Source organism: Allobosea sp. BH3, assembly GCF_025499465.1.
Taxonomy (GTDB): domain Bacteria; phylum Pseudomonadota; class Alphaproteobacteria; order Rhizobiales; family Beijerinckiaceae; genus Allobosea.
Genome location: NZ_JAIMCA010000003.1, coordinates 138,673 through 151,549, shown reverse-complemented (window position 1 = coordinate 151,549; position 12,877 = coordinate 138,673). Strand labels below are relative to the sequence as shown.

The 12,877-nt window shown below is 63.6% G+C and carries 15 protein-coding genes; 4 read left to right on the top strand and 11 right to left on the bottom strand.

Annotation, left to right across the window (positions count from 1 at the left end; translation table 11 throughout):
• Nucleotides 1-3 precede the first annotated feature (3 nt).
• The 3 genes from BoBH3_RS09660 to BoBH3_RS09650 are packed head-to-tail and all read left to right on the top strand — an operon-like array spanning nt 4 to nt 2,646.
• Nucleotides 4-783 (top strand): amino acid ABC transporter ATP-binding protein, encoded by a 780-nt coding sequence (locus BoBH3_RS09660; RefSeq protein WP_262330593.1) that lies wholly within the window; start codon nt 4-6, stop codon nt 781-783.
• Nucleotides 776-1,924 (top strand): saccharopine dehydrogenase family protein, encoded by a 1,149-nt coding sequence (locus BoBH3_RS09655; protein WP_262330592.1) that lies wholly within the window; start codon nt 776-778, stop codon nt 1,922-1,924. Before BoBH3_RS09660 ends, BoBH3_RS09655 begins: the two co-directional genes overlap by 8 nt.
• Nucleotides 1,921-2,646, top strand: a complete 726-nt coding sequence (locus BoBH3_RS09650; RefSeq protein WP_262330591.1) for an aspartate/glutamate racemase family protein — start codon at nt 1,921-1,923, stop codon at nt 2,644-2,646. The genes BoBH3_RS09655 and BoBH3_RS09650 overlap by 4 nt, the downstream gene beginning before the upstream one ends.
• A gap of 192 nt (nt 2,647-2,838) precedes the next feature.
• Here the strand turns inward: BoBH3_RS09650 and BoBH3_RS09645 are convergent, their stop codons facing one another.
• The 3 genes from BoBH3_RS09645 to BoBH3_RS09635 all read right to left on the bottom strand — a co-directional run bounded on the left by BoBH3_RS09645 (nt 2,839) and on the right by BoBH3_RS09635 (nt 4,602).
• Nucleotides 2,839-3,336 (bottom strand): P-loop nucleotide/nucleoside kinase family protein, encoded by a 498-nt coding sequence (locus BoBH3_RS09645; RefSeq protein WP_262330590.1) that lies wholly within the window; start codon nt 3,334-3,336, stop codon nt 2,839-2,841.
• Between the two features lie 286 nt (nt 3,337-3,622).
• Complete coding sequence (locus tag BoBH3_RS09640; protein WP_262330589.1) at nt 3,623-3,823, bottom strand: hypothetical protein; 201 nt, start codon at nt 3,821-3,823, stop codon at nt 3,623-3,625.
• Nucleotides 3,824-4,008: 185 nt separating this feature from the next.
• The gene (locus BoBH3_RS09635; protein WP_262330588.1) at nt 4,009-4,602 is read right to left on the bottom strand and encodes an NUDIX domain-containing protein; all 594 of its coding nucleotides are present in this window, start codon (nt 4,600-4,602) and stop codon (nt 4,009-4,011) included.
• Between the two features lie 81 nt (nt 4,603-4,683).
• Between BoBH3_RS09635 and BoBH3_RS09630 the strand changes: the two genes are divergently transcribed.
• Entirely contained in the window at nt 4,684-5,439 is a 756-nt protein-coding gene (locus tag BoBH3_RS09630; protein WP_262330587.1) for a DeoR/GlpR family DNA-binding transcription regulator, read from the top strand.
• 271 nt (nt 5,440-5,710) lie between these two features.
• Here the strand turns inward: BoBH3_RS09630 and BoBH3_RS09625 are convergent, their stop codons facing one another.
• The 8 genes from BoBH3_RS09625 to BoBH3_RS09590 all read right to left on the bottom strand — a co-directional run bounded on the left by BoBH3_RS09625 (nt 5,711) and on the right by BoBH3_RS09590 (nt 12,444).
• The gene (locus BoBH3_RS09625) at nt 5,711-6,580 is read right to left on the bottom strand and encodes an SMP-30/gluconolactonase/LRE family protein (protein WP_262330586.1); all 870 of its coding nucleotides are present in this window, start codon (nt 6,578-6,580) and stop codon (nt 5,711-5,713) included.
• A complete protein-coding gene (locus tag BoBH3_RS09620) occupies nt 6,570-7,319 on the bottom strand; it encodes an ABC transporter ATP-binding protein (RefSeq protein ID WP_262330585.1) in 750 nt (249 codons plus the stop codon). The genes BoBH3_RS09625 and BoBH3_RS09620 overlap by 11 nt, the downstream gene beginning before the upstream one ends.
• Before the next feature lie 2 nt (nt 7,320-7,321).
• Nucleotides 7,322-8,068: an ABC transporter ATP-binding protein gene (locus BoBH3_RS09615; protein ID WP_262331161.1), complete on the bottom strand. Its 747-nt coding sequence runs from the start codon at nt 8,066-8,068 to the stop codon at nt 7,322-7,324.
• Nucleotides 8,069-8,079: 11 nt separating this feature from the next.
• Nucleotides 8,080-9,075 (bottom strand): branched-chain amino acid ABC transporter permease, encoded by a 996-nt coding sequence (locus tag BoBH3_RS09610; RefSeq protein ID WP_262330584.1) that lies wholly within the window; start codon nt 9,073-9,075, stop codon nt 8,080-8,082.
• 14 nt (nt 9,076-9,089) lie between these two features.
• Nucleotides 9,090-9,968, bottom strand: coding sequence for a branched-chain amino acid ABC transporter permease (locus tag BoBH3_RS09605; RefSeq protein WP_262330583.1), 879 nt, complete (start codon nt 9,966-9,968; stop codon nt 9,090-9,092).
• Nucleotides 9,969-10,027: 59 nt separating this feature from the next.
• Nucleotides 10,028-11,152: an ABC transporter substrate-binding protein gene (locus BoBH3_RS09600; RefSeq protein ID WP_410050591.1), complete on the bottom strand. Its 1,125-nt coding sequence runs from the start codon at nt 11,150-11,152 to the stop codon at nt 10,028-10,030.
• Nucleotides 11,153-11,544: 392 nt separating this feature from the next.
• Complete coding sequence (locus BoBH3_RS09595; RefSeq protein WP_262330581.1) at nt 11,545-12,093, bottom strand: lipocalin family protein; 549 nt, start codon at nt 12,091-12,093, stop codon at nt 11,545-11,547.
• Nucleotides 12,094-12,198: 105 nt separating this feature from the next.
• A complete protein-coding gene (locus BoBH3_RS09590) occupies nt 12,199-12,444 on the bottom strand; it encodes a hypothetical protein (protein WP_262330580.1) in 246 nt (81 codons plus the stop codon).
• Nucleotides 12,445-12,877 lie beyond the last annotated feature (433 nt).

Here is a 12,877-nt window from a genome sequence, read left to right as displayed (position 1 = left end):
CCCATGACCATCGAGTCCACAGCCGACGCCCGCGAAACCGTTCTCGAAGCCCGCGGCATCGCCAAGAGCTTCGGCGCGCTTCGCGTTTTGCACGGCATTGATCTGTCCCTGACGAGCGGCGAGGTCGTCGCGATCATCGGGCCCTCAGGCTCCGGAAAATCGACCTTTATTCGCTGCATGAACATGCTCGAAGCGCCGGACACCGGGGAGATCCTCTATCGCGGCCGCCGCGTCGGCCCGAAATTCCGGGGCGGCGGCCAACTCCTTGGCCTCGGCGAGCTGCGGCGCCATGTCGGCATGGTCTTCCAGCACTTCAACCTGTTTCCGCATATGAGCGTGCTGGAGAACGTGATCGAAGGCCCCGTCACCGTGCAGCGAAAGGCGCGCGGCGAGGCGATCGACATCGCGATGGACTACATCGCCAGGGTCGGCTTGGCCGAGAAGCGCGATGCGCGGCCGGACCAGCTTTCAGGCGGGCAGAAGCAACGCGTGGCCATCGCCCGGGCGCTGGCGATGCAGCCGGATGCGCTGCTGCTCGACGAGATCACCAGCGCGCTTGATCCCGAGCTCGTCGGCGAAGTTCTGAGCGTCGTGCGCAGCCTCGCAGAGCAGGGCATGACGATGGTCCTCGTCACCCATGAGATTTCCTTCGCCGCCGATGTCGCCAATCGCGTCGTCTTCATGGAAGGTGGGCGTATCGCCGAGCAGGGCAGCCCGGATCGGATCCTACACAACCCCGACAACGAACGTCTCAAGACGTTCCTCGCCCGCTTCCATGCCTGACCCGCGGGAAAACGGCATACGGCCCTTCAGGGTCGTCATCATCGGCGCCGGCCGCATCGGAACGGCGCTGGCACTGCTTCTGCGCGAGAAGCCGGAGTTCGAGATCCTCCTCGCCGATCCGACGGAACCCGGACGCCAAAGAGTGGAAGAGCTCGGGCTCCCGCTCGCCGATGCCGATCCCAGCAACCCGGCCCGGCTCGATCAGATGCTGACCGGCGCTGATGCCGTCGTCGCGGCGCTGCCATCCTCGGCGACCCCCATGGTGGCCGCAGCTGCCCGCCGCAACGGTACGCATTATCTCGATCTCGGCGATGACGAGGTCGCGCTCGAGGCGATACGGCGCCAGGCAAACGCCGCCTCTGGCTGCTTTGTCCCGCAATCCGGCATCTCGCCGGGTCTGGTTTCGGGGCTGGTGCTCGACCTCGCCTCGCGCCATGGGAACGAACCGGACATCGCTGTGCGGATCGGCGGGCTCCCGCAGAAGCCGTCCGGCCGCCTGGGTTACGGGCTGGTCTGGGACATCGATGCGACGCTGCGCGAATACACGCGCCCCTCGGTCGCCCTGATCAACGGCCGCAAGACCGAGCTGGCTCCCTTATCGCGCTGCAGCCCCTTGCGCCTCGGCTCGCACGATTACGAGGCCTTCGTTTCGAGCGCCATCCCCGACACGCTCTGCGAACGCTTGGCCGGAAAAGTCGCGAGCCTGGTCTCTTATACGATCCGCTATCCCGGGCATGCCGATTACATCGCGTTCCTGCTGGACGAACTGAAGCTGCGGGACCGCGTCTATCTGCTGCGCAATCTTTTCCTCAACGGCTTGCCGGAGATTGCGGATGATCGCTTGCTGATCTCGATCGTCGCGACGTCCAACCAGGGTAGCAGTCAGATTGCCGAGCATTTCCTGCGGAAGATCGAGCCGGTGCAGATCGCGGGTGCGACGGTCGGCGCAATGCGGCACGCCGCGGCCTCGCATGTCGCAGCCGTGTTGGACCTCCTGCGCTCCGGATCGATCGGAAAGCCGGGCCTCCTCGCACAGGAGGATATCCCCTTTGCGCTGCTCCGTGAAAACCGTTTCCTCTCGTGGTTCTTCAGCGCAGCGGTGGCAGCACCCCAATCAAACCTATCGGAAGTCGTATCATGACCGCTCCCGTGACACGCCCCCCGACCGCCGTCGTCAACGATCTGAGCATCGGCGTCCTGATGCTCGACACGCATTTCCGGCGGCTGCCTGGCGACATCGGCAATGGCCGGACCTGGCCGTTCCCGGTGCAGTTCCGCGTAGTGCGCGGCGCCGATCCCGCTGCGATCGTCCACGGTCGCCCGGAGGAGTTCCTGAAGCCCTTCATCGCGGCGGCGCAGGATCTCATCGCCTGCGGCGTGCGTGGCATCACCACGAGCTGCGGCTTCCTGGCCCTGCTGCAGAAGGAGCTCGCTGCGGCGTTGCCAGTTCCCGTCGCGACAAGCAGCCTGCTGCAGGCGCCGCTGATCGAGGCGATGCTGCCGGCGGGCCAGCAGGTAGGCATCCTCACCTTCGCCGCCGAGGCTCTCAGCGCCCGCCATCTCGCGGCTGTTGGAGTGCGCCCGGACACGCCGATCGAAGGGTTGCCGCCAGATAGCCTATTCCGGGCGGTTTATGGCAACCGCGGTGGCATTTCCGACGTCGCCGAGCTGGAGCGCGAAGCCGTGGCCGCGGCGCAGGCCCTGGTGCGTCGGCACCCGAACATCGGGGCGATCCTGTGCGAATGCACCAATTTGCCGCCGCATTCGACGGCAATCGCTGCGGCGACCGGCCGCCCGGTCTTCGACATCATCGGTTTCGTGCAATGGTTCGGGCATGCGATATCACCGCCGAGCTTCCGCTGAGATGCGCCGCGCAGCGGCATCGCACAAAAAAGTTACACGCAATGGCAGAGCTCGCTGCAAAGCGGGAACAGGCGGGCTAAATCGACCTGAATTTATGATCGCCCGCGCGCCAACCGAACAAGCTAGGAGCCAACCAGCCTGCGCCGAGTATATTGAAGGGCCGTCTGGTGGAGGCAGGCTCCGCCTCTCAGTTCAGGCAAGATGGCTGCGGGCAAGCAGATGAGCTTCATCGGGCACCTCAAAGCGAGCCTCCATGTAGTCGAACATGGTACGCGAGATCTCGAATGAGTACCCGTTTGACCGAGATGCATTGCGACGCTCCACGCGCCCCCATCGCTCTTCTACGGAGACATCAAGATAGTGAAGTTGGCCCGAATAACCGGCATTGGTGACAAGCTCGGTCGTCGCCATCCGATGTCGTTTGGTCGTAAAGCCAAGATCTAGGACCACGTCCGTTCCCCGAGACGAGACCTGTAGCGCCGTAGCCAATATCTGCAGCTGGCACCGTTCGACCCGCTCCATGACCCAAGCTAGCTCCATTGGCGCCGGGACGTCGGCTGCGAATAACGCTGCCATCCATTCATCTATGGAGAATCGAACCCCTTTGACGCTCTCAGCCAGCGTATTCGAATAATTAGTCTTTCCTGCGCCGATAGGGCCGCAGACAAGATGGAATATTGGAGATGTCATCCTAGCCTCTTATTTCAAAATAATATGATTATTTTTCTTGTTTGGCGAAGATATTCGATCTAAATGCACCCGCCGTCTTGCGAGACTTCATAATGAAGAAGCATGATCGTCTTGCCGTCGTAGATGCGATCACTCTCGATCGCCGCTGATGCCTCTTCATATCGTCGGCTCCAGGCGCGCGATGCCCTTATCGCCTCCGGATGCGGATGACCATGACGAGGGGGCCAGCCAGTCCCAAAAGCTGGCGTATCTCACTTCACGCGATGTCCAATCAGCGAGATCGCGCTCATTTCGGCCGTGCCTGCGTCAGGTCTGCCAGGAGCTGTCGGCATTCCGGGATCGCCTGCGGCCCTTTGCAGAATGCAATTGCCCGCTGGCGGTGACCTTCCATGATCTTAGGGATGTCATCGCTCACCGCCTGCATGCGTCGATGGTTCTCCATCATCACGGCCGTCTTGGCGAGGCCGGTAGGATCGAGTTCGGCCACCTGCATTGCCCCGGCGGTCGCCTGGACGTCATAGAGGCGGGCCAGGCTTCCATCGGACGCTGCGGGCGCCGGGTCTGTCGTCTGACAACCTGTGAGAGCAAGGAGCAGGAATGGAATTATGATCAAGCGCATCATAGATATTGGCCAACTATCTTCGTGTAACATCAAGAATTATAGCAATAAATCTATCGCATACCCGCATATCGAAAACGAATCGCCGCGAACTGCAAAAGCATAATTGTCTTGGCATCGCATATTTCTCCGCTGCCGATCATCGCCAATGCAGCATCAAGTGGCAGCTCGACGCGCTCTATATCTTCGCCCTCCTCGACGAGCCCGCCGCCTTCACCAATCCGGTCATGCTCGGAATAGATGCCGATGAAGAAATGCAGCCGTTCCGTAACTGATCCGGGGCTCATGAAGGCCTGAAAGACGGGCAAGATCTCGTGGATCCGATAGCCGGTTTCCTCCTCCACCTCCGCCCGGATGCGGGTGGCGGGATCGGCGCCGTCCAGGAGGCCGGCGGCAGCCTCGATCATCAGGCCATCATGGCCATTCACGTAGGCGGCATAGCGAAACTGACGGGTCAGGAGAACAAGCTGGCGATCAGGGTCGAACAACAAGATCGCCGCGCCGTCGCCCCGATCATACGTTTCGCGCGCCATCTGCTGCCAGGTCCCATCCCGGCGCCGAAAGCGAAATTCCGTCTTGCGCAGAATTGCCCAGTCCTCAGAGAGTGTCTGGACCGAGGTAACGTCGACCCGATCTGCCATGTTCATCGCTGTTGACCCTTGTGCGCTCCGAGAGCGCGCGATATTGCACGACAATAAATTCCACGCAATATCGTGCAGTAGGTCGACATGCTAACCACCGAGCGCAAAACTCTGTTGCTGGACGTTCTGGCGCGCGACGGTCGGATCGTCGCAAAGGCGCTGAGCCAGCAGCTCGGCCTGTCCGAGGATACGATCCGTCGTGATCTTCGCGAGCTGGCGGCTGAGGGCTTATTGCAGCGCGTTCATGGTGGAGCGCTTCCGGCCTCGCCGGCTTTGGCCAATCTCGCCGGGCGCCGCATGATCTCGCGTGATGGCAAGGCCAGTGTCGCTCGAGCAGCGGTCAAAATGCTCCGCGCCGGGCAGATTGTGGCGATAGACGGCGGCACAACCGCCATTGCTTTAGCGCGAAGCCTACCAACTGATCGCGAATTGACGGTCGTGACCCATAGCCCTGACATCGCCGCCGTGCTCGTGGACAATCCCGGAGTCTCGGTCGAGATGATCGGCGGCAGGATCTATCGCCATTCCAACGTCGCTGTGGGGGCGTTGGCACACGAGGCGATCCGGCGCATCCGCACTGACTTTTTCTTCATGGGCGTCACGGGCATCCACGCGGAATTCGGCTTAACGACGGGCGACAGAGAGGACGCCGCCATCAAGAGGGCGTTCTGTGAGCAGGCTGCGGAAGCGATCGTCCTGGCATCCCACGAGAAGATTGGCGCCGTCTCGGCCTATGAGATTCTGCCTCTGGGCGAGGTCGCCGGCGTCATCGTCGAAAAGAACCAGGCGGAAGCCGAGCTTTCTCCGTTGATCGCCCGCGGCGTGAACATCATCCGTGCGTGATCTGCACGAAATTGCACGGTTCGACCATTGGATCCGGCCGCTGGGTATGTCGGAATGAGCAGAGCCCCTGGTGAGCGCACATCCGTGCAGCCAGCGTGGAGCTTTACTTAGGCAGAATGCCGGCGGCCTTTACGATCCCGGCCCATTTGGCGATCTCGATGCCGACGAACGCCTCGTGGCGCCCGCCGTCTGACCCGTCATATCGCGTTCGGCGGCCGACAAGGGGCGGCCGACAGCCAGGCACGCGTTGCAACGGCGTTGCTGATCTAGCCTAGAACCCGGCCGCGAACTCGGCTTTGCCGACTGCCTTTGTCACAAGCGTCAGCACATGCCCCGCGAGTGGTTCGTCGCGCCGCTCGGCTTCCGACAGCGGCTCGCTGGCAGATGTGAGATAGAGGCGATCAAGCCCCTCGCCGCCAAAGCAACAGCAAGTCGGGTGGCTGACCGGCAGCGCGATCTCCTCGGCTATGCTTCCGTCCGGCGTGTAGCGGACCAGGCGGCGGCCAGCATATTCCGCGTTCCAGAGATGGCCCTCGGCATCGATGCAGCTTCCATCCGGCCGGGCCGGAGCCGCCGTCTGGGCAAAGACGCGGCGCTCCCCGAGCTCGCCGGTTGCCGGGTCGAGATCGCAGGCCCAGATCGTGTAGGCGCGCGTATCGGCGTAATACATACGCCCCCGTTCCGGATCGAAGGCGAGCGCGTTCGGAATGGCCAGAGCATCCACCTTGCGTTCCACCCTAAGGCCCGGCGTGACCCGATAGAGCGCGCCCACCGGGGCATAGTCAGCCTCCCGCAGGGTGCCGACCCAGAAATTCCCGGCGGAATCGGCCCGGCCATCATTCTTGCGATGACCGACGACGCCCGGCTCGGGATCGATCAGGAAGCGCTGCTCGCCGCTGGCGGGATCGTAGGCGTGGAGGCCGTCGTCGCAGGCGAGGATCAGTCCGCCACTCGCCCGCAGCGCGATCGAGCCGAGACGCCGCGCCCTGACGGGGTGGCGCACGCAGCCGCCGGTCAGAGGATCGTGGCTCCAGAGCTCTCCCGCGAGCACATCGACCCACCACAGGCGTTGCGTCCTCCAGCACCAGATGGGGCACTCGCCCAGCCGGTTCGGCGGCGCGCCGAGGCTCTCAACCCGCATGGGCAGGCGCAGCGCCAGCCGCGCCGGTCTCGATATGGCCACCAAGGAAGAGCTGGCCAACGCGGGGGTCGGCCAGGAGCTTAGCGGCGGTGTCGTGCATGCGGGTCTGGCCGAGTTCGAGCACCAGCCCGTAATCCGACATCGCCAGCGCCGCCTTAGCGTTCTGCTCGACCATCAGCACCGAGACCCCGTGATCGCGCAGGCGCGTCAGTGTCCGGAAGACCTCCTGCACGAGATTGGGCGAGAGGCCGATCGAAGGCTCGTCGATCAGGATCAGCTTCGGATCGAGCAGCAGCGCGCGAGCGACCTCGAGCTGCTTCTGCTGCCCGCCGGAGAGTTCGACGGCCTTGCGGTCGCGGAATTCGCGCAGCATCGGGAACTGGTCCATCACCGCTTCGATGCGGGCCTTGACCTTGGCCTGGTCGGGGGCCGTGATGCCGCCGAGCTCGAGGTTATGATAGACTGAGAGCTGAGGCACTATGTTGCGCCCCTGCGGCACATAGGTGACGCCATGGCCGATCATCTGCCGCGGCGTCTGGCGCGTCACGTCCTTGCCCTCCAGCAGCACTTGGCCGGACTCGATGTTCAGCAACCCGAAGATCGCCTTGAACACGGTCGACTTGCCGGCGCCGTTGGGTCCGATCACTGTGGTGATGGAGGCCTTCGGGATGGCGAAGGAGACGCCGTTCAGGATGGTGATCTTGCCGTAGCCGCCGTGGACGCCACGCAGTTCGAGCATGCTCAGCCTCCGAGATAAGCGTCGATCACGGTCTGGTTCGACCGGATCTCGTCGGGCGTGCCCTCGGCAATGACCGCGCCCTCGGCAAGCACGATAATGCGGGTGCACAGGCTCATCACGAATTCCATGTTGTGCTCGATGACCACGAAGGTGGTGCCGTGCTCGACATTGTAGGCGGCGAGGCGCTCCTTGAAATGCGCCAACATCGTCAGGTTGACGCCGCCGGCCGGCTCGTCGAGGAGCACGAGGCCCGGCCCTGCCATGAACGCCATGGCCGCATCGACGAGCTTCTGCTGTCCGTAGGAGAGCGAGCCGGCGAGTTCGTCGCGCAGATGCGTCAGGCGGAAGAAGGCGATCAGCCGCTCCGCCTCCTCCGTGAGCCCCGCATCGGCCGGGCCGAACAGGCGTGAGAGCATCGTGCCCTGGTGCTCCTGCCCGGCGAGGATGATGTTGTCGAGCACCGTCATCTTCGGGAACACCGAAAGCTGCTGGAAGGTGCGGCCGACGCCGAGCCGGTTCATCTGCGAGGCGCGCATTCCGGAGACCTTGCGGCCATTGACCGAGACCTCGCCGGCATCCGGCGGCAACTGGCCGAGGATGCAGTTGAACAGCGTCGACTTGCCGGAGCCGTTCGGCCCGATCAGCCCCAGCACCTCGCCCTTGCGGACATCGAAGGAGACGCCGCGCACGGCGCGGATGCCGCCGAAGCTCTTCTCGACATTGCGGACGGACAGAACGGGCTCGCTCATGGCAGGGTCGCTCATGGCAGACGCGCTCCCTCGGCCATGTCTGCGCGGACCTGTCGCCTCGGCCAGAATCTCGCGCGCAGCTTGCCGAAGATGCCGATCAGCCCGGACGGCACGAAGACCAGCATGACGATGACAAGCGCTGAATAGATGATCAGGTAATAGCCTTCGGTGAAGCGCAGAACCTCCGGCAGCAGGATCACGACCGCCGCGCCGATAAAGGGGCCGAAGAAGTAGCCGGCCCCGCCGACCACGACCATCAGCAGGATGCGCAGCGAATGCGCGAGCCCGAAGGAGCCCGGCTCGATGAACTGCACCAGCGGTGTGACCAGCGCTCCGGCAAGTCCGCCATAGGCCGAGCCGATGGCGAAGGCGAGCAGGGTGAACCGGCGCGTATCGACGCCCAGGCTCTCCGCCCGGATCGGATTCTCGCGCAGCGCCTTGAACGCGCGGCCCCACGGCGACCGGACGATGGCCCACAGCCCGAGCGCGGCAAGAACCGTGACGCCCAGGGTGAAATAGTAGAAGGGCAACTGCTTGTCGGTAGAGAAGGACCCGAATTCCGGCCGCGGCATGCCCGAGAGGCCATAGGTGCCGCCGGTCAGCCATTCCTCGTTGCGCAGGACGAGAAAGACGAGCGTGTTGAAGGCCAGCGTGACGAAGGCGAGGAAATGCCCCTTCACCCTGAGCGCCGGATAACCGAGGACGAGGCCGACGACGAAGCAGAGCGTGAGCCCGACCGGAAGCGACACAAGCCAGTGCCATCCGGCCAGCGTCATCAGGGCGGTGGTATAGGCGCCGAGCGCCATGAAGGAGGCCTGCGCAAGCGAGATCTGCCCGGCATAGCCGAGCGTCAGGTTGAGCCCCATCGCGGCAATCGTGAAGATGAGCCAGGAGGTCAGGACATAGATGAAATAGTTCTTCTGGCCGAGCGGGAGCAGGATCGCCGCGGCCAGCAGCGCGACGATCAGAAGGAGCCGCCAGGAGCGGTGCAAGGATAAGCCGCGCATCGATAGTCCGCCCATCAGACCGCCCTGCCCTCGGACGTGCCCACGAGACCCTGCGGCCGCACGAGGATGATGGCGATGAGCAGGACAAGCGGCAGCGCCGCCCGATACTGCGCGGTGACATAGGTCGCGGTCAGGTTGTCGAGCACCCCGATCAGCAGCCCGCCGACGAGGGCCCCGCGGATCTGGTTGAAGCCGCCGACGATCGCCGCGATGAACGCGATCAGCCCCAGCGTCTCGCCGTTCGAGAACTTCGCCAGATAGACCGGGGTGATGAGGAAGGAGGCCAGCGCCGCCAGCGCGGCGTTGATCAGGAAAGTGTAGAGAACCATACGCTTGACGTCGACGCCGAGGATCTCCGCGACGCCTGGATTCTGGGCCGTCGCCTGCATGCAGCGGCCGGTCCGCGTGCGGTTGAGGAACAGCGTCAGCAGCACGACGACGCCGAGAGAGATGCCGAGGTTGAGCAGATCGCGCAGCGAGACCGCCGCGCCGAACAGGTTGATCGGATCGCCCGGGAACAGCGCCGGGAACGGCTGCGCCTCGGCGCCGTAGAACTCCTTCGCGCTCTCCTTGAGCAGAATCCCCAGCGCCATCGTCGCGATGATCAGCGTGATGCCGCCATGCGGCAGGATCGGCTCCACGATCAGCTTCTTGAAGACGAGGCCGAGGAGCACGATCGAAACGACGAGCCCGAACAGCAGCGAGATCCAGAACGACAGGCCCAGCCAGTGCATGCCGATCAGCACGAAGAAAGCCGGCACCATGACGAACTCGCCCTGGGCGAAGTTGACCGTCTGGGCCGCCTGCCAGACGAGGGTAAAGCCGATCGCGACGAGCGCGTAAACGGCGCCGGTCGCGAGACCGGAGAGCAGGACCTGCAGGAATTGGGACATCGCTCGTATTTCCGCTGGACTGCCGCGGCGGCGTGCCGCCGCAGCAACATGGAAAGCCGTCAGTTGGCCGGAACGGCGCCGATCACGACCGGCGAGCCGCCCTTGACCTGAACCATGAAGCTCGGCCGGGACATCTCGCCGCGATCATCCCAGCAGGTGTCGAGCAGGATTTTCGGATGGTCGGCCACCTTGAGGCACAGGCCCTTCATCTTCTTCGAGAAGGCCTCGCCATCGGTCTTGCCGACCATGTCCATCACGTATTTCGTGGACCAGACGCCGACATAGCCCTTGATCGCGTCATGGGTCGGCTTGCGCTTGAAGGTCTCCTCGAACGACTTGGCGAAGGCTGCGATGCCCGGCACCTCGGTCGCAGTCGCGGTGACGCCGACATGGGCGATGGCGCCTTCCGCGGCGGGGCCGGCCAGCTCGATGACCTTGGCCTCGGTCAGCGTGACCTCGCCGACCAGCGGCATCGGCAGCGTCTGCTTCTTGGCCTCGATCAGGAAGCGCGCCGACTCCTCCTGGTTCATGTAGACGAACACCGCGTCCGGATTGGCGCTCTTCAGCTTCGCCACGTCGGCGGCGTAATCTGTCTGGGCCTGCTCGGAGGGGACATCGATTATGACGTCGATACCGGCCTTCTTCATCTCCGCGATGAAGACATTGCGCCCGCCGCGCCCGAACTCGTTGTTGACCCAGGCGACACCCACCTTCTTGGCCTTCAGCGTGTCCTTGAAATAGGGCGTCAGCGCCGGGACACCCTTCTGCGCGCCGGAAGAGGTGCGGTAGACGAAGGGATTGCCGCGCTCGACGATGGTCGGCGCTTCGGAACCGACGAACTGCGGAATGCTGTTCTGCTTGGCGACGAGCATGTTGACCAGCGTCGAGCCGGAATACACCGTCCCGATGATGGCGACGACGCCTTCGTCGATGGCCTTCTGGACGAGCGCGCGCGAAACCTGCGGATCGGTCTGCGTATCGTATTCCGGCATCTCGACCTTCTTGCCGAGGATGCCGCCGGCCGCGTTCACCTCCGTGACCGCCAGCCTGGCGCCATCGCGCCAGTTCGTGCCGGAGGGAGCGCCGGCGCCTGACAACTCGCCGACCATTCCCAGTTTGACCGTATTCGCCGTTTGCGCCGAGACGCTGCCAACCGGCAGTGCGATCAAGGCCGCCAGAAGCAGCCCGCTATAGTTCTTGGATCGACCCACTTTATCCTCCCAATCGACCGAGAAGCGGTTCCGGTGCCGTTTCACTGCACCGCCCTCCTCATTTTTTCAGTAGTGAAACACCTCAGGCCTTCCCGGCAGGCGACTTGTTTTACCCTTCCCCGCGGGAGCCATGAGAAACTCGGCCTGCGTGTCGACCATCCCTTCGCCTGTCTTGGTCCGACGGCCGCGACGACACGCACCGACGAACCGGCGGTAACCTTAGCTCGATGATCACGCAAGCGACGAGTTGCGATGAGGGGCGATGGATTGAAGCTGCGCGCGCTTCCCGCGCTGGCCGGATGCCGGCTTATGGCGCAGACCTCATTCATCGGGGATTGATGTCTAAATCTTCAGCGTATGACAGCCTATTGCTGCGTTCGCCTCAGCATATCGGTATTATAGCCGAGGGCCTTTGCCCTGCCGGCCAGGGCTGCGTACTGGCGGGGGCTGACCTCCTGGCTTCGCGTCAGAATCCAGAGATAGCGCCCTGACGGTTCGCCCACGATAGACCACGAATAATCCGGCGCTCGATCAAGCACCCAGTAGTCGCCCTCGATGGGCCAGAAGAAGACGACCTTCAGTTTCGCGCCGTTGGATCCGTCGACGACGCGTGCTGTCGCTTCGGCAGTCCTCAGCGAGCCTGTCACACTGCCTTGTCGGCAGGAGTTGACGACTGCGACCGCATCGTCTGCCTTCCGAGAATAATCCGCGGTAACCGCTTCGCAACCCTTCTGGAAGCCGGCCTCATAGCGGGCCTGCTCGTACCACCTGCCAAGATAGCGGCTCAACTCGACGGCCTTCGCCGGCTGGGGAACGCTGGCGTTTCCGACGGGCTGGTTCTCCAGCGGATTGCAGGCCGCCAGTGCCAGGCCCGATCCGACCACCAGCGCACTCATCCAGCCTTTCATCGTCATCCTCGCTATCGGCTGCCCGAAAACGTCAAGTCGAACGCAGTTCCCATCACGGATCTACGGTGAGATTTCGATAACAAGAAGAACTTCGCCGGGCTCGCCCAGACGCTATTTCGACAGGCGCCTGACGTTGGCCCGGACCTTCCGCCGATAGCCGCGGACAACACCGATAGGGGCGGTCCCGGTCGCAGCCTTCATCATGGCGTCCTGACCGGCGGAAAGCTTTTCCCTGATCATGAGACTGGCTTCGCGTTCAGCAGCCGGGCCGCCGGCTGCCAGCCTCATTCCTCGCAGCCAGATCGCCTGCTGCGCCTCGAATGCCAACATCGACATCTCGATGAAGAGCCTAAACATTGGCGTCGCCTCCCGTCGCAGGCTTTTCGGCAGGCCTGGACGTCCGCTTCCGTCTGGCCGCCGGCTTTGCTGTCCGAGCAGACGGCCTTCTTCGCGATGCCGGCGTAACATCCCTCGCCGCTTGGATGCGCGTCTCCTGGTTCCATCGATACAACCCATACCCGATGGCCCCAGCGAGAAGCACCGGCGTCGGTATCCGCGTTGCCAGCAATGTCAGCGGCACGGCGAATCTCTCAGGGATCTCGCCTCGTTCGACATTCCGCGCGACCCACGCGCCGGCCAGACTTGAGAATGCAGCTCTGATCATGTCCGTTCCTTGGAGCTCGGTTTGCTCTGAGAACGTCCAACGCGGCGATGGGGAACGACGTTCCCTTATCGGGCTCTGCCATCATGTCGGTGCGTTTGGTGCTTTCCGTCACGAGCCGATCGTCTG